Below are 20891 nucleotides of genomic sequence, written 5' to 3' on the forward strand. Positions count from 1 at the left end.
CGATAACCTGGGGTAATGGTATCGGAGAAGAAGTCCGACGAACGGAAGTCTTCATCTGTGAAGCACCGGGGTCCGGTGCAGCTGAGGCGTGCGCGCAAGGACGAGGCCGGTACCACCGACGAACGGTTGCTCGACCAGCGTGATCCAACCGACTGGGTGCACACGGACCCCTGGCGTGTTCTGCGAATCCAGAGCGAGTTCATCGAAGGATTCGGTGCACTCGCGGAGGTCCCGCGGGCGGTCGCGGTCTTCGGTTCCGCACGCACTCCGGTCGACCACCCGGATTACGCAGCGGGCAGGGCGCTCGGCGCGAGCCTGGCCGAGGCCGGGTTCGCCGTCATCACCGGGGGTGGGCCTGGAATCATGGAGGCCGCCAACCGCGGCGCGAGCGAATCCGGTGGCTACTCCATCGGCCTTGGCATCGAATTGCCGTTCGAGGAGCGCCTCAACGATTGGGTCGACCTCGGCATCCATTTCCGGTACTTCTTCGCCCGCAAGACGATGTTCGTGAAGTATTCGCAGGCGTTTGTCTGCCTACCTGGCGGGTTCGGAACACTCGACGAATTGTTCGAGGCCCTGACGCTGGTGCAGACGCGCAAGGTCACCCGATTTCCGATCATTTTGATCGGCGGGCAATACTGGGCTCCGCTCCTCGACTGGATTCGAGACACCCTCGAGTTCAGTGGCAACATCTCTCGAGAGGACGTCGATCTGCTTCACGTCACAGACGATGTCGAAGAAGCTGTTCAGATCGTCGTCAAAGCCCAGCAGGGCATCGACGAAGCCATACTGACGGGCACGGAGGAGAAGTGGTGAATTCGGAAGATGCATCGCAGCAACCATTTTCGGTGTGTGTTTATTGTGCGTCCGGACCGGTGGACAAGTGGTTTCTGGAACTGGCAGGCGAGGTAGGAACCGAGATAGGTAGGCGCGGTTGGCAACTGGTTTCCGGCGGCGGCAACATCTCGATGATGGGAGCGGTGGCCCGGGCCGCTCGCGCGACGGGTGCGCGGACTGTTGGCGTCATCCCGAAGGTTCTGGTGCACTTGGAGATCGCCGATGTCGAAGCCGACGAACTGGTGGTCACGGACACCTTGCGCGAGCGTGAGCAGATCATGGAGGACAGGGCCGACGCGTTCATTGCGCTCCCCGGGGGTATCGGCACCCTCGAAGAAGTCTTCGAGACTTGGACCGCAGGGTATCTGGGGATACACAAGAAGCCCGTCGTCCTCCTCGATCCGCAGGGGCACTACGACGGCCTGCTGAACTGGCTCGAAGAAATCCAGGGCAGAGGGTTCGTGTCGCAGCGAGCGCTCGACAGGCTGCTCATCCGGACTGACGTCGAGTCCGCGCTCGACGCCTGTATGCCTTGAGGCACGCGGGGCCGGATCGTGGCGTCTCGCACTGCCGTGCAGTAGGGTGACCTGACTCATACAGTGGTTCTTCAGGGGGATGTCATGCGTTCCGAAGCACGTTCGACGATCAGCTTGGTCGACATCGCCCGGCGGTTGCCGGCCATGATTCCAGAACTGCCCAGCATGGCGAAGGGGGTCCGAGGACTGATCCGCACTCCGGAGGCGAGGGAATCGATCGGCCTCGTCTTCCAGAACGTGGCCGCCGCGCATCCGCGACGCACGTTCTTGAGATTCGAAGGCAAGTCGCTGAGCTACCGGGCCGCCAACGTTCGCGTGAACCGCTACGCGCACGTGCTTGCCGATCTCGGTGTGTCGCGGGGGGATGTCGTCGGGATCCTGGGCAAGAACTCACCCGAGACACTGCTCATCGCCCTCGCTGCGGTCAAACTCGGAGCGGCTGCGGGCATGCTGAATCACAACCAACGCGGAGACGTGCTTGCGCACAGTATTTCGCTGCTCGACAGCAAGGTGCTCGTGGTGTCCGAGGAATGTGGTGAGGCGATGGACTCGCTCGATACTCCTCTCGACTCGCCCCCGGTGCGGTACTACCAAGATCTGGAGCAACTCGCGCAGACTGCCCAGACCGACAACCCCGAGGTGTGCGAGCAGATCCAGGCCCGGGAGAGCGCTTTCTACATTTTCACCTCCGGCACCACGGGATTACCCAAGGCCAGCAGGATGAGTCACTACCGGTGGCTCAAGAGCATGGCCGGACTCGGCGGCATGGGCGTCCGGTTGCGGTCGGGCGACGCCCTCTACTGCTGCCTGCCGCTCTATCACAACAACGCACTGACGGTGTCATTGTCAGCTGTGCTGGGAGCGGGTGCGACATTCGCTCTGGGCAAGCAGTTTTCGGCGTCCAAGTTCTGGGAGGACGTGGAACGGAACCAGGCGACCGCATTCACCTATATCGGTGAGTTGTGCCGCTACCTGTTGAATCAGCCTGAGAGCCCCCACGATCGCGAGAATTCGGTACGGGTGATGGTCGGGAACGGGCTCCGTCCGGAGATTTGGTCCGAGTTCACCACCCGTTTCGGGATCTCCCGGGTGGCCGAGTTCTACGGCGCCAGTGAATGCAACATCGCGTTCGTCAATGCCCTCAACGTCGACAAGACGGCAGGGCTTTGCCCTCTGCCGCACGCGGTGGTCGAATACGACGAGGAGGACGGTTCGCCCAGGCGATATTCCGACGGCAGGCTTCGGAAGGTACGAACCGGTGAGGTCGGGTTGCTGCTGTCGAAGGTGACCGACCGCACGCCGTTCGACGGGTACACCGATGCCGAGGCCACCGACAAGAAGCTCGTCCGCGACGCCTTCGAGGACGGTGACTGCTGGTTCGACACAGGAGACCTGGTCCGCCGTCAGGGGTGGTCACACGTCGCATTCGTCGACAGGCTCGGCGATACCTTCCGTTGGAAGGGGGAGAACGTGGCGACCACCGAGGTCGAGGGCGCTCTTCTCGCGCATCCCGCGGTCGAGGACGCCGTTGTCTACGGAGTCGAGATCCCCGGGGCTGACGGTCGCGCTGGAATGGCCGCAGTGAAGTTGCACGCTGACGAGGCGTTCGACGGTGTGGATGTGGCGGCGCTCCTGTTCCACCGGCTGCCGTCGTACGCGGTGCCGCTGTTCGTCCGTATCGTCGCCTCGTTGGAAAAGACATCGACGTTCAAGAGTCTAAAAGTGGAACTACGCAAGGAGGGTTACGACGTCGAGAACGTCGAGACGTTGCACGTGCTGTCCGGGCGCGCAGAAGGCTACCGGCAGTCGTACGAGGGCTACGTCGAAGAAGTAGCGAAGGGGTCGCTGCCGAAAGGATGATGCGGGCGCCCAGTGTTGACCGACAGCCCAGTGGTGACCGACAACCCAGCGGTGACCGACGAGGGACGATGTCGCGCTCGGCGGTGGCCGGGGTTCGGGATACCGCCGCGTGTCAATATTGGGAGCATGGCCGAAGAACGCGTACCGCCTGAACTCGACTGCCCGTCGCCAACGCTCTGTGGCCGACCGGTGGCAGTCGATCATGCGCTTGTGATGGCCATCGTGAACCGGACACCCGATTCGTTCTACGACCGCGGTGCCACGTTCACCGATTCCGCGGCGATGGCGGCAGTCGAGCGTGCGGTGGAGGAGGGCGCCGACCTCGTCGACATCGGCGGTGTGAAAGCTGGACCCGGTGACGTCGTCGACGCGGCCGAGGAGACCCGGCGGGTGGTGCCGTTCGTGGCAGCGATCCGCGAGCGATACCCAGAGCTGCTCATCAGCGTCGATACCTGGCGCAGCGACGTGGCCCGGCTGGCGCGGGCCGAGGGCGCAGATCTGATCAACGACACGTGGGCGGGTGCCGACCCGGCGCTGGTCGAGGTGGCCGCCGAAACCGGCGCGGGCATCGTCTGCTCGCACACCGGCGGAGCCGTCCCCCGCACCCGCCCGTTCCGGGTGCGCTACCCCGATATCGTCGCCGCCGTCCTCGAGGACGTGGTGTCGGCCGCGGAAAACGCCGCCCGCTTGGGGGTGCCTGCCGACTCGATCCTCATCGATCCAACCCACGATTTCGGCAAGAACACCCATCACGGGCTCGAGTTGTTGCGTCGAGTGGAAGATCTCGTAAATACCGGATGGCCGGTGCTCATGGCTCTGAGCAACAAGGACTTCGTCGGGGAGACTCTGGGTGTAGATCTCGTCGAGCGCTTGGAGGGAACATTGGCAGCGACGGCAATGGCCGCAGCCGGAGGCGCGCGCGTCTTCCGCGTACACGAGGTTGCCTCTACGCGTCGGGTAGTGGATATGGTGGCCGCGATTCAAGGCAAGCGCCCACCGCTGCGTACCGTGCGGGGGCTGGCATGACGGGAGCACACGTGGGGCACACGATGTTGGCAGACGAGCGGACTCCGCTCACGTGGGCCACGGCGAACAGCTGGGATCACCCTTCGTGGAGCATCGCCGAACTCGAGGCTGCGAAAGCTGGACGGACGGTGTCGGTGGTCCTGCCCGCGCTCGACGAGGAGGACACGGTTGCCGGGGTGGTTGACAGTATCTACCCGTTGCTCGGGGGTCTTGTAGACGAGCTGATTGTGCTCGACTCCGGTTCGACGGATCTGACGGCCGAACGTGCCCGAGCGGCGGGCGCGACCGTGATCAGCCGGGAGCAGGCGGTACCGAGCTTCGCGCCGGTACTCGGCAAGGGCGAGGCGTTGTGGCGATCGGTCGCCGCGTGTACCGGCGACCTGATCGCGTTCGTCGACGCCGATCTGATCAACCCGGATCCGGCGTTCGTCCCGAAGCTCCTCGGACCGCTGCTCACCGCCGACGGTATCCACCTCGTGAAGGGTTACTATCGTCGTCCGCTCCGACTCGGTGGCACCGAGGACGCCAACGGCGGCGGGCGCGTTACCGAACTGGTGGCGCGCCCTATGCTGGCCTCGCTGAGGCCCGAGTTGACCAGCGTGCTACAGCCTCTGGGCGGCGAGTACGCGGGCACCCGGGAGTTGTTGTCATCGATTCCTTTTGCTCCCGGTTACGGCGTGGAGATCGGACTGTTGCTCGATACCTACCACCGCCTCGGGCTCGGCGCGATCGGTCAGGTCAACCTCGGAGTCCGCAAGCACCGCAACCGTCCGCTGTCCGAACTCGGGGTGATGAGCAGGCAGATCATCGGCACGATGATGCGTCGCTGCGGTGTACGGGACTCTGGCGCGGGGCTTACCCAGTTCTTGGTGGACGGTGACTCCTTCGTACCGACGACGACGGAGGTCGCTCTCGCCGACCGCCCGCCGATGAATACCGTGCTCCGCTGACCGGGCCTCGGTATCGGGTCTTCTCGACCCTGTCGGAGCCCCGTGACAGGATCGGGGCATGGTGACAGCTCTGCTCTATCTGCTCGTCATGGCGTTGGTCGCTGCGATGTTGTTTCTTGCCGCCAGCGCGGTCTTCGGCCGTTCCGAGGAACTCGAACCGCTACCGCCGGGCACCACGCTCACCGCCCTACCCGCCGAGGGGGTGACGGGTGCCGACGTCGACGCGTTGCGATTCCAGCAGACCCTACGTGGATACAAGGCGAGCGAGGTCGATTGGGCACTGTCGCAGCTCGGCCACGAAATCGATTCGCTGCGTGAGCAGTTGGAGGAGATGCAGAGCCGACTCGACCGTCCGGGAAACGCGCCGTGACGGGAGTCGAGGATCGTGTGAGGTGCGGGTGGGCCGTGGATACCGACGGTTCTCGGCTGTACCGGGACTATCACGACGACGAGTGGGGTCGTCCCGTGCACGGTCGTAACGAGTTGTACGAACGGTTGTGCCTCGAAGCATTCCAGTCGGGACTGTCGTGGATCACGATCCTGCGCAAACGCGCAGCGTTCCGTACCGCGTTCGACCGGTTCGATCCGGACGCCGTCGCGAGGTACACGGAAGCAGACGTGGAGCGACTGCTCGGCGATGCCGCGATCGTTCGGAACAGGGCGAAAATTGAGGCTGCGGTCAGCAACGCGAGGGCGATTCTGGACCTGTCGGATACCGACCTCGACACCCTGCTGTGGTCGTTCGCTCCTCCGCCACGCCCGACCAGGCTTGCGGCCATGAGCGATGTGCCGGCCGTGACCGGGGAGTCCACGGCCATGGCGAAGGAATTGAAGCGCCGAGGTTTCAAGTTCGTGGGGCCGACTACTGCTTATGCGCTCATGCAGGCGACTGGGATGGTCGACGACCACGTGGCCGACTGCTGGGTGCCGACCACTCGCTGACCTGGCGTGGACCTCACTATTCGTGACTCAGGTTACCGATACTCCGGTTCATAGGGAAGAATGGACAGCACAAGCCTCGCCGAATGATGGCGAGGTGCCAACATTTGTCGAGGCGCAAGTAGCAGCGCAGATCTGGAGGGAGCAGAGGATGGCGGCCATGAAGCCTCGGACCGGGGACGGTCCCCTCGAAGCAACCAAAGAGGGACGAGGAATCGTCATGCGGGTTCCCCTCGAGGGTGGTGGACGTCTGGTTGTCGAACTCACCCCAGAGGAAGCTGCTGTACTCGGCGAAGAGCTCAAGGGCGTCACCGGCTAGTCGAGTACGGAGGACTTCGCGGGACAGGCCCCGTCGCCGTTGACGGCGCGGGGCCTTTCTTCGTGTTTCGATACCGAGAGGAATAGTCGTGCTGTCCGACGTGATCGACCTGCTGGCCTGTCCGCAGTGCCGGGCGCGCGTGGAATTGGACGAGGGTGCGGTCTGTTGCGATGCGGGCCACAGCTTCGACGTGGCCCGTCAGGGCTATGTGAGCCTGATGACCGGGGCGGGCGGCAAGTTCGACGGAGACAGCCCCGAGATGATTGCCGCGCGCGCGGACTTCCTCGGCGGCGGCAGCTTCGACCCCTTGATGGACGCTGTAGCCGACGCGGTGGTGTCGGGTTCCAAGGAGGATGACGACCTCCGGATATTGGAGATCGGCGCGGGCACGGGGCACTATCTGGCCAGGGTTCTCGATGCTGTCCCGTCGGGTCGCGGAATCGGACTCGACGTGTCGAAGTACGCGGCTCGCAGGCTCGCGAGGGCGCATCCTCGCGCGGGAGCGGTGGTTTCAGACGCGTGGCAGTCCCTCCCGGTTCGCGACCACATACTCAGCCATGTGCTGTGCGTGTTTGCACCGCGCAACGCGGAGGAGGCGCACCGCGTGCTGGCCGAGAACGGCTCCCTGGTGGTACTCACCCCCACGGTTCGGCACCTTGGGGAGTTGGTGGAACTGTTAGGCATGGTTCGTGTGGACGACCGAAAGGTCGAACGCCTAGGGGCGGCGATGTCAGGGCGGTTCGATCGCACTGCTCACGCGGTAGTGGAGTACCAGATGCCGTTGTCGCATCTGGACGTGACGCGTCTGGTCGGGATGGGTCCCTCAGCGCGACATCTCACTCCGGACGGTCTCGCGGCGTCGATTGCGGCGTTGCCACCTCGGTATCCGGTTACGGCATCGGCGACGGTGGCCACCTACACCCGGCTCTGACCGAACGTCTCGCCGTCGAGGGACGCTCAGCGCCGGGCCAGTGCGTCTTGGTAGACGTCGAGTGTTTGCCGTGCGATCGCCGCCCAGGAGAAGTCGCTGATCGCTCGCGCACGCCCGGCTCGGCCCATGGCAGCGGCGGCAGCGGCGTCGGACGCGATTTCGTTGACCGCTTCGGCCAGAGCAAGTTCGAATGCTTCGGGTTCATAGGAGTCGTAGTGCACCAGACGGCCGGTGACGCCATCGCACACCACTTCGGGAATGCCGCCGACGTCGGACGCCACGACCGCGGTTTCGCAGGCCATGGCCTCGAGATTCACGATGCCCAACGGTTCGTACACTGACGGGCAGACGAAAATAGTTGCGGCCGAAAGGAGTTCCCGCACCTGCTCGGTTGGGAGCATTTCCCGTACCCAGAACACGTTGCCGCGATGTGCGGCCAGGGCGGCGACAGCACTCTCGGTCTCGGCGGCGATCTCGGGGGTGTCGGGGGCGCCCGCGCACAGGACCAGCTGAATGTCCGGCGAGAAATGGTGTGCGGCGGCGATCAGGTGGCCGACGCCCTTTTGGCGGGTGATGCGCCCGACGAATGTCACGACCGGATTGCCTGGATCGATACCGATTCTCGTCAGGGCGGACAACTCTTCGGCGGCGACCCCGGCATGCCATACGGATGTATCGATTCCGTTGCGTACCACGTGAACTCGACGCGGGTCGATGAACGGATACGCGTCGAGGACGTCGAGGCGCATCCCCTCGCTCACGGCGATCACGGCGTCGGCGTGCTCCATCGCGTTGCGTTCGGACCATGAGGAGATGCGGTAGCCACCGCCGAGTTGCTCGGCTTTCCAGGGTCTGCGTGGTTCGAGGGAGTGTGCGGTGAGGACGTGGGGCACGTCGTACAGCGCGGATGCCAGATGACCGGCCAGGCCGGTGTACCAGGTGTGCGAGTGCACGACGTCGGACCCGGCCGAGGCATCGGCCATGCGCAACTGGGCGGACAACGTCGCGAGCGCGGGATTGGCACCGGCCACTGCCGGATCTGGTACATGTACCGCGGCGCCGGTACGGGGAGCGCCCATGCAGTGCACATCCACTTCGCACAGCTGCCGCAACTGAGCAACGAGTTCGGTGACGTGCACCCCAGCACCACCGTATATCTCCGGTGGATACTCCTTGGTCATCATTGCCACCCGCACTCGTTCAACGTTACCGCTCGGGCCGCTTCCTGCCACCGCTCGCGAACTCTTCGTGGCCCTCGGGGCAACACCGACACGGTGCTTTGCTGGCGAGGGAGGTGGCCGCCGGATAGGTTGACAGGGTGAGGAGCCAGCCACATGTGCTTGGAATCGTGCTCGCCGGCGGCGAGGGCAAACGTCTCTATCCGCTCACGGCGGACAGAGCGAAGCCCGCGGTACCTTTCGGGGGTGCCTACCGCTTGATCGATTTCGTGCTCAGCAATTTGGTCAATGCGGGGTATCTCCGCCTGTGCGTTCTGACCCAGTACAAGTCGCACTCACTGGACCGCCATATCTCCCAGACGTGGCGTCTGTCCGGGTTCGCGGGGGAGTACATCACTCCGGTTCCCGCGCAGCAGCGTCTCGGACCGCGTTGGTATACCGGCAGTGCCGACGCGATTCTGCAGTCGCTGAACCTCGTCTATGACGAGGACCCCGAGTACATCGTCGTGTTCGGTGCCGACCACGTGTACCGGATGGACCCCGAGCAAATGGTTCAGCACCACATCGATTCGGGTGCCGGCGTGACGGTGGCGGGCATCCGGGTGCCGCGCAGCGAGGCGTTTGCGTTCGGGTGTATCGACAGCGACGAGTCCGGCCGCATCGTCCAGTTTCTCGAGAAGCCGGCCCATCCGCCGGGCACCCCTGACGATCCCAATGTGACGTTCGCGTCCATGGGTAACTACGTGTTCACCACCAAGGTGCTCGTCGATGCGATACGGGCCGATTCCGAGAACTCCGACTCCGATCACGACATGGGCGGTGACATCATTCCCGCGCTTGTCGAGGCGGGCGTCGCGTCGGTATACGACTTCAAGGACAACGTCGTCCCGGGCGCCACCGATCGCGACCGCGGGTACTGGCGCGACGTGGGAACGCTCGACGCGTTCTACGACGCCCATATGGATCTCGTCTCGGTCCATCCGATATTCAACCTGTACAACCGCCGCTGGCCGATCCGCGGTGCGACGGAGAACCTCGCGCCCGCCAAGTTCGTGAAGGGCGGACTCGCTCAGGAATCTGTGGTCGGGTCCGGCAGCATCCTGTCCGCGGCGACTGTGCGTAATTCCGTGCTCAGTTCCAATGTCATGGTCGATGACGGGGCAACCGTCGAGGGCAGTGTCCTCATGCCTGGTGTGCGCGTGGGGAAGGGCGCGGTCGTGCGTCGCGCCATTCTCGACAAGAACGTGGTCGTCGGCGACGGTGAGATCATCGGCGTGGATCTCGAGCGAGACAAGCAGCGCTTCGCCATCAGCAACGGCGGCGTCGTCGCCATCGGCAAGGGTGTGTGGATCTAGAGATCGGACACTCAGAGCTTCGATGCGCAGAGCATGCCGTCGCCGATCGGCAGGAACACTCGTATCAACTGCTCGTCCCCGGCGAGAGCCTTGGCTGCCTCGCGGACTGCCACTGTCGCGGCGTCGCGCATGCTCGGATCCACCACGCGACCTCCGTGCAGGGCGTTGTGCAGCACGATGACGCCGCCTGGGCGCAGAAGCCGGACCCCCTCGCGCACGTAGTGCGGGTGGTCGACGGGCGCGCCGTCCACGAAGACGAGGTCATATGCCCCGTCGGCGAGTCGTGGCAACACATCGAGTGCCCGGCCGTTGATGAGCCGGGTTCGCGCGGCGGCGATGTCGTTGACCCGGAACGACTGCTTTGCCGCCCTCTGGTGCTCCGGCTCGCTGTCGATGGTTGTGAGGACGCCGTCTTCGCGCATTCCGCGGAGCAGCCACAAGCTGCTCACACCTGCACCGGTACCGATCTCGACCACTGTCTTGGCGTCCAGCATTCGGGCGAACAAGGCGAGAGCAGCACCGACTGCGGGCGGTACCGGCGCGGCACCGAGATCATCTGCCCTTTCCCTGGCTGCACCGAGGGCCTCGTCTTCGCCGACAGCTCTTTCGGCGTGGGTGAGTATCCGTTCGGCGTTTGTTTGCACGCTCATGAGGTTATCGGGTCTCGTCATCAGGTTCGCGAGGCGCGCAGGGCGATAGTGCTGTGACCACTTCTCCCGGATTCTCAGGAGCGTCTCAGCTTGTTCATACGCCATACATATGGCAATGGGACAGAGTATGTCGGACGCCAGATCCGAAGACCGCCTGGCGGGGAGATCGCGGTGACGGAGCAAGATTCCGAGGCTCCGGGAACAAATCCCGGACCCGGGGCGTTACACGCTCACACAACGTCCTGTGATCTGCGGTCCTGAGTAGAAGGATCCATTTGATTCCAATGAACAACCACCCGATGACCTCAGCCGAGAACAATACCGATCAGCAGGCTTCGAACGCCGAGCTGACTGGAACAGCCGTGTTCGATGCTACCGGCGAGGAGTCGTCGATGCCGTCCTGGGACGAGCTGGTCCGTGAGCACGGCGACCGGGTCTACCGACTGGCCTACCGGTTGTCGGGCAACGCCCAAGACGCCGAGGACCTCACTCAGGACACGTTCATCCGGGTGTTCCGTTCCCTGTCCGAGTACCAGCCCGGGACATTCGAGGGCTGGTTGCACCGCATAACCACCAATCTGTTCCTCGACATGGTCCGTCGACGGAACCGGATCCGGATGGAAGCACTGCCCGAAGATTACGATCGGGTGCCGTCCGATCGTCCGAACCCTGAGGAGATCTACCACGACGCCCGCCTCGACGCGGATCTGCAGGCGGCCCTGGACTCGTTGGCCCCGGAGTTCCGCGCCGCAGTCGTGCTGTGTGACATCGAAGGTCTGTCATATGAGGAGATCGGTGCCACACTGGATGTGAAACTCGGAACGGTACGTAGCCGGATCCACCGTGGCAGGCAGGCCCTGCGTGATCATCTCGCGGTGAACGGAAGGGTTGACTCCGATCAGGTCGGGATCGGGTAGTTGTCAGGAGGGACGAATGACGCAGGGGCACGTATCTCGTCAGTTTGGCTCGACCGAGCACTTGGCGAGTGAGGCGATTGCCGCCTACGTCGACGGTGAACTCGGTATGTCCGCGTATCTTCGCGCAGCCAACCACTTGTCGATCTGCCCGGACTGTGCGTTCGAGGTCGATGCCCAGCAGCAGGCACGCCGTGCATTGCGCGGCGGAGGTGACGTCGCGATGCCGTCGAGCCTTCTGGGCCTGCTGAGCCAGATTCCCACCTGCAATCAGAGCGATACAGCCGACAAGTCTCCATTGGGCGGCAGTGCCTTCGAACAGCCGTTCACGAGCCCGTATTCGATCACGGGTCGGCTCTGGTCTCGGCGTCGGCGCCGTTGAAGCCGTCCCGGGCGGGGGCGGCGGTATTCGCGTTTGCCGAGCCATCGGTGATACTGGGGCGTGTGACCGACGCACATGAGGGGGACACGGCGGCGTGACGGCTGATGACAAGAATGCGGGTTCCGGTGCGGCTGGGTCGGATGCGCCTGCAGAGGAAACCTCAGGCTCGCTGCGCCCCGACAACGCACCCCGCTTGGATCCGCGACCCGTTTACAGGCCGCAGATCGAGGAAGAGTCCAGTCGTGTATTCGGCCGCCCCGGCGGCGTCACTGGTTCCTTCGCTCCGCCGGATGTTCGACACGCCGACGAACCTCGAGTCCAGATCGGTCCACCTGACCCCGTGCTCGCTGAGGCATTCGGCAGGCCCGAGGGTGAAACCGACACGATAGGACGCGATCCGAGCGGCGGGGACGCCCCGCGCGGGGACACCGCGCCTCCCGCCGACCCCTGGCGCGATCCCACTGCGGGTGTAGAGCTCGGCTCCCCGGCATTGCACGCGGAGGAACGTTCGCTGCCGGCCGCTCCCGCGATCAGCGCGCGAGAAGTCCTGTTCGGCGGCAAGGTCGCGCCGAAGGCACTTGCCGTCCTGGGTGCAATAGCGTTGGCCATCGGCCTCTTCGGTGGTCTCCTCGCCGCCATGATCACCGCCGATCGCAGCTCATTGACCAGCCGGAGCGTCACGCTCGTCCAGGGCGGCGGCGAGGAACTCGGGCAGTCCGCGGTCGCGCAGGTCGCCGATGCCGTCCTGCCGTCCGTGGTTTCCATTCAGGTGGCGATCGGTGATCAGGGGAGTACCGGTTCGGGTGTCGTCATCGACGGTGCCGGGTACATCGTCACCAACAATCACGTCATCTCCTCGGCGGCCGCAGCGCCCGACCGCGGCAAGATTCAGGTGATCTTCTCGGATGGGAACAAGGTGGATGCGCAGATCGTCGGGCGCGACCCCAAGACGGACCTAGCGGTACTCAAGGTCTCCGCCAACAACTTGACGGTGGCGCAACTCGGTAAGTCCAGCGATGTGCAGGTGGGCGAGGATGTCGTCGCCGTCGGATCACCGCTCGGGCTCAGCAAGACTGTCACCCGCGGAATTGTCAGCGCCCTGCACCGGCCGCTTCGACTGTCGGGTGAGGGTTCCGACACCAACGCCGTGATCGACGCCGTGCAAACCGACGCCGCCATCAACCACGGCAACTCCGGAGGCGCGCTCGTCGATGACTCGGGCCGGGTGATCGGCATCAACACGGCCATGCTCAGCGAGACGGGTGGATCGGTCGGCCTCGGCTTCGCCATTCCCATCGACGACGTCACGACCGTCGCACAGGCCCTCATCCGGGATGGGCGGATGCACCACCCGGACATCGGAGTCAACGCCCGTACCGTGGTAAACGACACCACCAGCGGCGCCCAGGTGGCCAACGTGCACACCGACAGCCCGGCCGCTCGGGCAGGAATCGTCGAGAACGACGTGATCGTCAAGGTCGGCGACCGCGTGGTCACCAGCGCAGACGAACTCGTCGTAGCGGTCAATATGCAGAAGATCGGCGAGCCCGTCACGGTTCAGTTGATTCGAGAAGGCAGAACCGTCGATGTCCAAGTAACCCCGGTTTCCGACTGAAACGAGATACTGCTGTGAGACCAAGATCGCTTTTACTCCTGGGCACGAACCCTTCCGGCGCAGTAGGCTGACCACGTGTTCGGCAATATTGGTTGGGGCGAGCTCATGGTCCTCCTCGTCGCAGCTCTGGTCATCTTGGGACCGGAGCGGCTTCCGGGTGCGGTCACGTGGGTGACGAAATCACTCAGGCAGGTCCGTGATTATGCAAACGGTGCCAGCCAGCAACTCAAGGACGAGCTCGGCCCGGAATTCGACGATCTCCGCAAGCCGCTGGCAGATCTCAATCAGCTGCGTGGGATGTCGCCGCGTTCGGTCATCACCAAGCATCTTCTCGACGGCGACGATTCGATCCTGACCGGGAACTTCGACAAACAAAGTCCCCGCACGGCCCACAATATTCCCGGAACCAAGGCCGTGAGCGCCGACCCTTCCGCTCCTATTCCTCCGAAGAACAAGCCTCTGGCGGCGGGTGAGCGTCCCCCGATCGACCTCGACGCCACATAGACAAGAGCTGGTGGCGCGCCCAGGCCTCAGAGGTGGCGCGTGGTGTCGATCCCCAGCGACATCCCGGCGAGTCCGCGTTTGCGCACGGCCAGTTTGTCCGCAACCTCACGCAATGCCGTCGCGGCCGGAGAGTCCGGGTGCCCGAGGACGATCGGAACTCCACCGTCCCCGCCCTCGCGGACCTCTTTCTCGAGCGGGATCTGGCCGAGCAGTGGCACCTTGGCGCCCACAGCCTTCGTGAGGCGGTCGGCGACGTCTTGCCCGCCACCGGAGCCGAAGACGTCCATCCGGGTGCCATCCGGCAGGTCCATCCACGACATGTTCTCCACCACACCGACGATGCGCTGACGGGTCTGCAGTGCGATGGCACCCGCCCGCTCAGCTACCTCGGCCGCTGCTTGCTGCGGGGTGGTGACGACGAGGATCTCGGCGCCCGGGATCAGTTGTGCGACGGAGATCGCGACGTCGCCGGTGCCGGGGGGCAGATCGAGCAGCAGGATGTCGAGATCGCCCCAGAAGACATCGGCGAGGAACTGTTGCAGTGCTCGGTGAAGCATCGGGCCGCGCCACACAACGGGCGTATTGCCCTGGGTGAACTGGGCTATCGAGATCAATTTCACATCGTGTCCGACAGGAGGCATGATCATCCGTTCCACCTGCGTGGGCTTGGCGTCGGTGCCGAGCATGCGAGGTACGGAGTGCCCGTAGATGTCCGCGTCGAGCACGCCGACCGACAGCCCGCGGGAGGCCAGTGCGGCGGCGACATTGACGGTGACGCTCGACTTACCGACACCGCCCTTGCCGGACGCAACAGCGTACACACGGGTCAACGAGCCGGGTTGAGCGAAAGGGATCACCGGTTCGGCCGAGTCGCCGCGCAGGGACTTGCGGAGTTCGGTGCGCTGTTCGTCGCTCATCACGTCGAGCTCGACGCGGATGGCACCCGCTCCGGGAACGTCGGCCACGGCTTTGGTGACGCGGTCGGTGATCTCGGTCCGCATCGGGCAGCCCGCTGTGGTCAGGTAGATGGCGATGTCGATGCTGTCGTCGTCGGCGATATCGACGCTCTTGACCATCCCGAGCTCGGTGATCGGTTTCCGGATCTCGGGATCCTGGACGCGCGCCAATGCGCTACGTACAGCGGATTCGCTCAGAACTGACATGCCTCAATGGTAAGGATGCGCGCTCAATGGATTCTCGGCAGGTCCGACGCCGCGGGAATGATGCCAGTTGAGTATCCGGCGGACCACGCGAGCACGTTCGCCACGTAGGCCGCCGAGTTGTTGTAGCGGTACACGGCCTTCGCGGCCTGACGCGGATCGCGAACATCCAACCCGCCATCACACAGGTAGTTGCCAGTGGTGAGGGCGGAGTCGAACAGGTTCTGTGGATCTGAGACGCCGTCGCCATTGCCGTCGGCGGCGTAGCGGGTCCAGGTCTCGGGCAGGAACTGCGTCGGTCCGACCGCTCGGTCGTAGTAGGGGTTGCCGTCCAGGGCGCCGCCGTCGGTGTCGGAAATGACGTTGCTGCCTGCGAGCGAACCGTCGAGGACCGGGCCGAGGACGGGAATGAGCATATTGCCGTTGTCGTCGGTCTTGCCGTCGTAGGCATGGGTGGACTCCACGCGCCCGATTCCAGCGACGAGTGTCCAATGCATGTTGCAATCGGGTTGCTCGGACGCGAGCACGCGCTCCGCGTTCTGGTAGGCCGCGACGTTGACGGGCGGTATGCCGAGCGCATGCTGGGCGACGCTCGGCGGCAGTGGTGGAGTGGCCTGCACTGGTGTCGGCGCGATCGGAGCCGGGGTCTGCGCCACTGCGGATACGGATTCGGCGCCAGACTCGCTCCCCGCAGCCTCAGCGGGGTGCTGGGCGGCGGGGTGCTGGGCGGATTGTGCAGACCCGGGCACGGAACTTTTGGAGCGGATCGGGAACTCCGGTGCAACGCCGGACGCGGTAGCGGTGGCGACGAGTCCGACCGGCACGAGCCACAGGAGCGAGATGGACCATCTGAGGCGCAATCGGGATTTCGTCTTCTTGCTGTGCCGACCCATTCGATTGCCTCCTGCGACCCCGTCCGGGGTGTTCCGACCAACTGACCGGTTCAGAGGCTACCCGATTCGATATACATTTGTTATTCAACCGTGATCAATATGGGCGCGCGTGAGGTGACGGCTCCATCTTCCGGAGTGATGCGACCGGGTCTGTCCTGCGTGCGGACAGCCGCAGCCGGCGAGGCGCTATCGCGGAGCTGAGGGGACGGGCGCCGGCGCTGGTGCGCCCAGCCCCGGGGAGCTGGGCGCGGGTTCGGGCGGCGGGCAGAAGATCAGGCATGGCAACTGGGGCAGTCCGGGGATCCCCGGCAGCCTGGGATCGGCAGGCACAGGTAAGGGCATGTCGGGGGCGGGAGACTCTGGAGTGGGGGTCGTGTCGAGATCGTCGGCCGGATCCGATTCGTCTCCGGCAGTGTCGGCGAGCTGGCTGGGTGGCCGGGGGGTTGAACCCGCGAGCTGGCCAGGCGTGGGGATTTCGCCCCTCTTGTAGGCGTTCGACCAGGTGATGACGTCTGACACGTAGGCGGCCGAGTTGTTGTAGCGGAGCACCGCAGCAGCCTCTTGATGCGGATCGCTGAGGTCAATGCCGCCCGAGCACAGGTACCGGCCTGCCGCGAGCGAAGAGTCGAATACGTTGTTGGGATCGGCCACGCCATCGGCGTTGCCGTCCGAAGCGTACTTGGCCCACGTGGATGGAATGAACTGCATCGGCCCGACGGCGCGATCATGCACCGAATCGCCGTCCATGGCACCACCATCGGTGTCGCGGATGACCATGTTTCCGGCAACTCGTCCGTCGAGAAGAGGACCGAGGATCGGGGTGAGCGTGGTTCCGATGGAGTCGGTTCGCCCGCCGCCCGCGTGGCCCGATTCGATGCGTCCTATGCCCGCGAGAAGGTGCCAGGGAAGGCCGCATCTCGGAGTCTCTGCCATCATCACGAGTTCGGCGGCCCGGTAGGCGTTGAGTTCGATCTCGGGTATCCCGAGCGCGCTCAGGATCACGGGTGCGGCGATGAGCCCCGAGCTGAACCGTGAGGTGGCCGAGACAGCGCTTGTCGCGAGTGGCTCCGGGGGTGGAGGTGCCGCGCGCTGCGACCGAACGACTCGCGGTTCCGGTGGCAGCAGTCTCGACGACGCGATGTTTGTGATCTGTCTTGCGGTGGCGAGCGCGGCCGGCGTGATGGCGCCGCTCCCCGACGGGGAGCTTGCGAAGACCGGGCTCGCCGCCGAGCCGTAGATCGAGGAACCGCCGGATGAAGAACCGAGAGTGGCAACCGCGCCCACCGCGAGGGCAGACATCAACAACGGTCCACGAATCCGCACTCGACCACCCCCCGCGGCGCTCTTCGCCGCATACGTCACACATTCGAGAAGATGTGGGTGACGTTACCTATCCGTGATTGCCGCTGCCGAAGTTTTGCTGGACTCCGCTCAGGCTCATTGGCGCCTGGTGCGGACGTCGTTCTCGTCGGCCAGCAAAACTCTGATCTCGTCGAGTTCGCGCCGCAGATAGTCGCGGGTGGCGACCTCGCCGACCGCGATGCGCAGGGCAGCGAGTTCGCGCGCGAGGAACTCGGTGTCCGCTTTCGTCTGCTCGGCTCGCGAGCGGTCTTCCTCCAGGGATACGCGGTCGCGGTTTTCCTGTCGGTTCTGGGCCAGAAGAATCAACGGGGCCGCATAGGCGGCCTGGGTGGAGAAGGCCAGATTCAGAAGGATGAACGGGTACGGATCCCACTGCAGCCGGACCGCAAAGACGTTGATGGCCACCCACACGGCGACGACGATCGTCTGGATCATCAGGTAGCGACCGGTGCCGAGGAATCGAGCGAAGTTCTCGCTGATCCGACCAACTGTCTCCACGTCGTAGGTCAGTCGGAAGCGACGGGTTCCCCGGGGGGTGTCGAGGCGCTGCCGATCGGCGAGACTTCGGGCCGCAGCGCGGGATGCCTTCTCGGTCATAGGTCGATTTCCTCTTCTCGCCAGTCCTCGGGAAGGAGATGGTCCAGGACGTCATCGACCGTGACCGCGCCGATGAGATGGTTCTCGTCGTCGACGACCGGACCGCACACCAGGTTGTAGGTGGCGAAGTACCGGGTCACGGCCGTGAGCGAGTCGTCCGGTGCGAGTCGGGGCAAGGCGGTGTCAAGGATTCCGCCGACCAGGCTCGCCGGCGGTTCACGCAGCAATTTCTGCAGGTGCACGCACCCAAGGTAGCGGCCGGTCGGGGTCGCGGTCGGTGGCCGGACGACAAAGACCATGCTGGCCAGCGCCGGGGTTTCGTCCGGGTTTCGGGCACGCGCCAGCGCCTCTGCCACGGTTGTCGAGGCGGTCAGCACAATCGGCTCGGGTGTCATCAGGCCACCTGCCGTGTCGGGCGAGTGCTCGAGAAGCCTGCGGACCGGCTCGGAGTCCTGCGGGTCCATCAACTGCAACAGTGACTCGGCCTCGGGTTCGGGTAGTTTGCCGAGGAGGTCGGCGGCATCGTCGGGGTCCATGGCCTCGAGGACGTCTGCGGCTCGCTCCACCCCGAGGCGCATGAGTAGATGGGTCTGGTCGTCGGCGGGAAGTTCCTGGACCACGTCGGCGAGCCGTTCATCGTCGAGGGCGACCGCGACTTCGTGCTTCCGCTTGTCGGGCAGTTCGCGCATCGCGTTGGCCACATCGGCCGGGCGCATCCCCTCGTACTGCAGTAACAGGGCCGCGACGCCCTGCCCCGGCATGGCCAGATCAGTTTGAGTGAGCCCCTGGACGTGCTGCCAGTCCACGATGTGTATCTGCGCCCGCCTGCCGAGGCGTCCCCGATGTCTGCGCACGGCAACTTTCGAGACGACCCAGTCACGGCTTCGGGTGAGTTCGATACCCAGATCGACCACGATGGCCTCGGCCCCGCTCAATTCCTCCAGTTCCGGGTCGTCAACCCGCACGCGGGAATCGAGCACCTGCGCGAGCGCGAGCACCTCGCCTGGGCGCTGAGTGAACCGTCGCAGACTGACGTTGCCCGTCATCAGCGTGACCGAGCCCGGTTCGATCGCGGTGACGCGCAACATCGGAACGAAGATGCGTTTGCGCGTGAACAATTCGATGACCAGCCCGAGTACCCGGGGTTGCTGACGGCCGACGCGAACGGTGAGCACTACGTCCCGTACCCGGCCGATCGACTCGCCGTCGGGGCCGAGCACCACCAGGCCGGCAAGCCTGGCTGCAAAAACCTTGTTCGCAGCTGCCATGATTGTCAGGCTAATTCCTTGGATGGTCTTTCCCGCAATCGAAACCCTGTGAAAACGTAAGGATGGTCGACATGAATTCTGTGTACCGTCCACGGCGATCGGTTCTCGCCGTTCCGGGCAGCAGCCGCAAGATGATCGACAAGGCGAAGGGACTCCCCGCGGACGAGATCTTTCTCGATCTCGAGGACGCGGTGGCGCCGCTCGCCAAGCGGAAAGCCCGCACCGCGGTTGCCGAGGCCCTCGCCGAGGACGGATGGGGAGACCAGATCAGGGTTGTTCGGGTCAACGACTGGACCACGGAGTGGACGTACGCCGACGTCGTCGAGGTCGTCGGTCGCGCCGGTGCCCATCTCGATGCGATCCTCCTGCCAAAAGTGCCGGACGCCAGCCACGTTCAGGCGCTCGACCTGTTGTTGAGCCAACTCGAGAAGGCAAACGGACTCGAGGTCGGACGGATCGGTATCGAGCCCCAGATAGAAAATGCGATAGGGCTCACCAACATCGACGCGATCGCAACGGCAAGCGCGCGCGTGCAGACCTTGGTGTTCGGGCCGGCCGATTTCATGGCGAGTATCAACATGCGCACCCTTGTCGTCGGTGAGCAACCGGACGGGTACGACCGCGGTGATGCGTACCACCACATCTTGATGACGATCCTGTTGGCTGCCCGCGCGCACGGAGTGCAGGCCATCGACGGTCCCTATCTTCAGATCCGCGACGTCGAGGCATTCCGGCGCTCCGCCAAACGCACCGCAGCACTCGGCTTCGATGGAAAGTGGGTGCTGCATCCCACTCAGATCGAGGCCGCCAACGAAGTGTTCAGCCCCCGTCAGGACGACTACGACCGGGCTGAACTGATTCTGGACGCGTACGAGTTCCATACTTCCGAGGCCGGCGGCGGCCGCGGTGCGGTGATGCTCGGTGACGAGATGATCGACGAGGCGAGTAGGAAGATGGCCCTCGTGATCTCCGCCAAGGGACGCGCTGCGGGTATGACGCGGACGACGGAATTCGTACCGACTGACGAGGGCTAGCGGCGGCAGGCAGAATGGTTACAGGATCGATCCTGGCAAGAATTACACGAGGAGATCAGGCTACGATGACGAATCCACTCGGACAGTCCAGCGGGGCGCGGCGTGGGGCCCTGCCGGAACCCCCCACGGGCTGGCCCATCGGTTCGTACCCCACCTACGCGGAGGCGCAGCGCGCCGTCGATTATCTCTCCGATCAAGAGTTCTCGGTTGAGGACGTCACCATTGTAGGTGTGAACCTCATGCAAGTCGAGCGCGTCCTGGGGCGTCTCAGCTGGGCGAAAGTTATTGGTGGAGGCATTGTTTCGGGCGCATGGCTCGGCGTGTTCTTCGGTTTGTTGCTGGGCATCGTGACAGGCGGGTTCCTGGCGCCACTGGTAGTCGGCATCGTCGGCGGCATCATTTTCGGGCTGATCTCCACCTCGATCCCGTACGCGGCAACGCGGGGGACTCGTGACTTCGCGTCCACGATGCAACTCGTCGCAGGACGTTACGACGTGCTGTGTCAGCCGAAGTCGGCGGAGAGGGCCCGGGACATGCTCGCCAGGCTGGCGTTGTGATCTGCAGCGCTACGAGTGCTGTGA

The 20891-nt window shown here is 64.6% G+C and carries 23 protein-coding genes; 16 read left to right on the top strand and 7 right to left on the bottom strand.

Annotated elements, in window-relative coordinates:
* The first annotated feature begins 15 nt into the window (after nt 1-15).
* From BFN03_RS02720 to BFN03_RS02760, 9 genes are all read left to right on the top strand, one after another.
* On the top strand, nt 16-816 hold the full coding sequence (locus BFN03_RS02720) for a TIGR00730 family Rossman fold protein (protein WP_070377716.1): 801 nt from the start codon (nt 16-18) through the stop codon (nt 814-816).
* A complete protein-coding gene (locus tag BFN03_RS02725; RefSeq protein WP_442971859.1) occupies nt 813-1373 on the top strand; it encodes a TIGR00730 family Rossman fold protein in 561 nt (186 codons plus the stop codon). Before BFN03_RS02720 ends, BFN03_RS02725 begins: the two co-directional genes overlap by 4 nt.
* Nucleotides 1374-1457: 84 nt before the next feature.
* Nucleotides 1458-3233, top strand: a complete 1776-nt coding sequence (locus tag BFN03_RS02730) for a long-chain-acyl-CoA synthetase (protein ID WP_070380559.1) — start codon at nt 1458-1460, stop codon at nt 3231-3233.
* A gap of 126 nt (nt 3234-3359) precedes the next feature.
* Nucleotides 3360-4259, top strand: coding sequence for a dihydropteroate synthase (gene folP / locus BFN03_RS02735; RefSeq protein ID WP_070377718.1), 900 nt, complete (start codon nt 3360-3362; stop codon nt 4257-4259).
* A complete protein-coding gene (locus BFN03_RS02740; protein WP_070377719.1) occupies nt 4256-5209 on the top strand; it encodes a glucosyl-3-phosphoglycerate synthase in 954 nt (317 codons plus the stop codon). Before folP ends, BFN03_RS02740 begins: the two co-directional genes overlap by 4 nt.
* Before the next feature lie 58 nt (nt 5210-5267).
* Nucleotides 5268-5579 (top strand): DivIVA domain-containing protein, encoded by a 312-nt coding sequence (locus tag BFN03_RS02745; RefSeq protein WP_070377720.1) that lies wholly within the window; start codon nt 5268-5270, stop codon nt 5577-5579.
* Complete coding sequence (locus BFN03_RS02750) at nt 5576-6151, top strand: DNA-3-methyladenine glycosylase I (protein WP_070377721.1); 576 nt, start codon at nt 5576-5578, stop codon at nt 6149-6151. The genes BFN03_RS02745 and BFN03_RS02750 overlap by 4 nt, the downstream gene beginning before the upstream one ends.
* Before the next feature lie 148 nt (nt 6152-6299).
* Entirely contained in the window at nt 6300-6467 is a 168-nt protein-coding gene (locus BFN03_RS02755) for a DUF3117 domain-containing protein (protein WP_070377722.1), read from the top strand.
* An 88-nt stretch (nt 6468-6555) separates the two neighbouring features.
* Entirely contained in the window at nt 6556-7398 is an 843-nt protein-coding gene (locus tag BFN03_RS02760) for a putative RNA methyltransferase (RefSeq protein ID WP_070377723.1), read from the top strand.
* A 26-nt stretch (nt 7399-7424) separates the two neighbouring features.
* Here the strand turns inward: BFN03_RS02760 and glgA are convergent, their stop codons facing one another.
* A complete protein-coding gene (glgA, locus tag BFN03_RS02765; RefSeq protein ID WP_070377724.1) occupies nt 7425-8594 on the bottom strand; it encodes a glycogen synthase in 1170 nt (389 codons plus the stop codon).
* A gap of 122 nt (nt 8595-8716) precedes the next feature.
* Between glgA and glgC the strand changes: the two genes are divergently transcribed.
* Nucleotides 8717-9931 carry a glucose-1-phosphate adenylyltransferase gene (gene glgC / locus BFN03_RS02770; protein WP_084385477.1) on the top strand — a complete coding sequence of 405 codons (1215 nt, stop codon included), beginning with the start codon at nt 8717-8719 and terminating at the stop codon, nt 9929-9931.
* Between the two features lie 11 nt (nt 9932-9942).
* Here the strand turns inward: glgC and BFN03_RS02775 are convergent, their stop codons facing one another.
* Nucleotides 9943-10581, bottom strand: a complete 639-nt coding sequence (locus BFN03_RS02775) for an O-methyltransferase (RefSeq protein ID WP_070380560.1) — start codon at nt 10579-10581, stop codon at nt 9943-9945.
* A 284-nt stretch (nt 10582-10865) separates the two neighbouring features.
* On the opposite strand from BFN03_RS02775, the gene sigE reads away from it, so the two are divergent.
* The 4 genes from sigE to tatB all read left to right on the top strand — a co-directional run bounded on the left by sigE (nt 10866) and on the right by tatB (nt 13996).
* The gene (sigE, locus tag BFN03_RS02780) at nt 10866-11498 is read left to right on the top strand and encodes an RNA polymerase sigma factor SigE (RefSeq protein ID WP_070377726.1); all 633 of its coding nucleotides are present in this window, start codon (nt 10866-10868) and stop codon (nt 11496-11498) included.
* 16 nt (nt 11499-11514) lie between these two features.
* Nucleotides 11515-11877, top strand: coding sequence for an anti-sigma factor family protein (locus BFN03_RS02785; RefSeq protein WP_070377727.1), 363 nt, complete (start codon nt 11515-11517; stop codon nt 11875-11877).
* Nucleotides 11878-11971: 94 nt separating this feature from the next.
* On the top strand, nt 11972-13492 hold the full coding sequence (locus tag BFN03_RS02790) for a trypsin-like peptidase domain-containing protein (protein ID WP_070377728.1): 1521 nt from the start codon (nt 11972-11974) through the stop codon (nt 13490-13492).
* A gap of 75 nt (nt 13493-13567) precedes the next feature.
* The gene (tatB, locus tag BFN03_RS02795; protein WP_070377729.1) at nt 13568-13996 is read left to right on the top strand and encodes a Sec-independent protein translocase protein TatB; all 429 of its coding nucleotides are present in this window, start codon (nt 13568-13570) and stop codon (nt 13994-13996) included.
* 26 nt (nt 13997-14022) lie between these two features.
* Here tatB and BFN03_RS02800 read toward each other — a convergent pair whose 3' ends face one another.
* From BFN03_RS02800 to BFN03_RS02820, 5 genes are all read right to left on the bottom strand, one after another.
* Nucleotides 14023-15159, bottom strand: a complete 1137-nt coding sequence (locus tag BFN03_RS02800) for an Mrp/NBP35 family ATP-binding protein (protein WP_070377730.1) — start codon at nt 15157-15159, stop codon at nt 14023-14025.
* Nucleotides 15160-15182: 23 nt separating this feature from the next.
* Nucleotides 15183-16049: a lytic transglycosylase domain-containing protein gene (locus BFN03_RS02805; protein ID WP_070377731.1), complete on the bottom strand. Its 867-nt coding sequence runs from the start codon at nt 16047-16049 to the stop codon at nt 15183-15185.
* A 186-nt stretch (nt 16050-16235) separates the two neighbouring features.
* Complete coding sequence (locus tag BFN03_RS02810) at nt 16236-17348, bottom strand: lytic transglycosylase domain-containing protein (protein ID WP_198163367.1); 1113 nt, start codon at nt 17346-17348, stop codon at nt 16236-16238.
* Between the two features lie 138 nt (nt 17349-17486).
* On the bottom strand, nt 17487-18008 hold the full coding sequence (locus tag BFN03_RS02815; protein ID WP_070377732.1) for a DUF1003 domain-containing protein: 522 nt from the start codon (nt 18006-18008) through the stop codon (nt 17487-17489).
* On the bottom strand, nt 18005-19276 hold the full coding sequence (locus tag BFN03_RS02820; RefSeq protein WP_070377733.1) for a magnesium transporter MgtE N-terminal domain-containing protein: 1272 nt from the start codon (nt 19274-19276) through the stop codon (nt 18005-18007). The genes BFN03_RS02815 and BFN03_RS02820 overlap by 4 nt, the downstream gene beginning before the upstream one ends.
* Nucleotides 19277-19347: 71 nt before the next feature.
* On the opposite strand from BFN03_RS02820, the gene BFN03_RS02825 reads away from it, so the two are divergent.
* A complete protein-coding gene (locus BFN03_RS02825) occupies nt 19348-20310 on the top strand; it encodes an HpcH/HpaI aldolase/citrate lyase family protein (protein WP_070380562.1) in 963 nt (320 codons plus the stop codon).
* A 65-nt stretch (nt 20311-20375) separates the two neighbouring features.
* Nucleotides 20376-20867, top strand: a complete 492-nt coding sequence (locus BFN03_RS02830) for a general stress protein (RefSeq protein WP_070377734.1) — start codon at nt 20376-20378, stop codon at nt 20865-20867.
* The last annotated feature ends 24 nt before the right edge of the window (nt 20868-20891 follow it).

It is taken from the genome of Rhodococcus sp. WMMA185 (genome assembly GCF_001767395.1).
Classification (GTDB): domain Bacteria; phylum Actinomycetota; class Actinomycetes; order Mycobacteriales; family Mycobacteriaceae; genus Rhodococcus_F.

Coding starts and splice junctions, on each gene's coding strand:
- sigE (WP_070377726.1), top strand. CDS start 10,866: ATGAACAACCACCCGATGACCTCAGCCGAGAACAATACCGATCAGCAG.
- folP (WP_070377718.1), top strand. CDS start 3,360: ATGGCCGAAGAACGCGTACCGCCTGAACTCGACTGCCCGTCGCCAACG.
- BFN03_RS02805 (WP_070377731.1), bottom strand. CDS start 16,049: ATGGGTCGGCACAGCAAGAAGACGAAATCCCGATTGCGCCTCAGATGG.
- BFN03_RS02800 (WP_070377730.1), bottom strand. CDS start 15,159: ATGTCAGTTCTGAGCGAATCCGCTGTACGTAGCGCATTGGCGCGCGTC.
- BFN03_RS02755 (WP_070377722.1), top strand. CDS start 6,300: ATGGCGGCCATGAAGCCTCGGACCGGGGACGGTCCCCTCGAAGCAACC.
- BFN03_RS02720 (WP_070377716.1), top strand. CDS start 16: ATGGTATCGGAGAAGAAGTCCGACGAACGGAAGTCTTCATCTGTGAAG.
- BFN03_RS02775 (WP_070380560.1), bottom strand. CDS start 10,581: ATGAGCGTGCAAACAAACGCCGAACGGATACTCACCCACGCCGAAAGA.
- BFN03_RS02830 (WP_070377734.1), top strand. CDS start 20,376: ATGACGAATCCACTCGGACAGTCCAGCGGGGCGCGGCGTGGGGCCCTG.
- BFN03_RS02810 (WP_198163367.1), bottom strand. CDS start 17,348: ATGTCTGCCCTCGCGGTGGGCGCGGTTGCCACTCTCGGTTCTTCATCC.
- BFN03_RS02825 (WP_070380562.1), top strand. CDS start 19,348: ATGAATTCTGTGTACCGTCCACGGCGATCGGTTCTCGCCGTTCCGGGC.
- BFN03_RS02745 (WP_070377720.1), top strand. CDS start 5,268: ATGGTGACAGCTCTGCTCTATCTGCTCGTCATGGCGTTGGTCGCTGCG.
- BFN03_RS02740 (WP_070377719.1), top strand. CDS start 4,256: ATGACGGGAGCACACGTGGGGCACACGATGTTGGCAGACGAGCGGACT.
- BFN03_RS02785 (WP_070377727.1), top strand. CDS start 11,515: ATGACGCAGGGGCACGTATCTCGTCAGTTTGGCTCGACCGAGCACTTG.
- BFN03_RS02730 (WP_070380559.1), top strand. CDS start 1,458: ATGCGTTCCGAAGCACGTTCGACGATCAGCTTGGTCGACATCGCCCGG.
- BFN03_RS02815 (WP_070377732.1), bottom strand. CDS start 18,008: ATGACCGAGAAGGCATCCCGCGCTGCGGCCCGAAGTCTCGCCGATCGG.
- BFN03_RS02820 (WP_070377733.1), bottom strand. CDS start 19,276: ATGGCAGCTGCGAACAAGGTTTTTGCAGCCAGGCTTGCCGGCCTGGTG.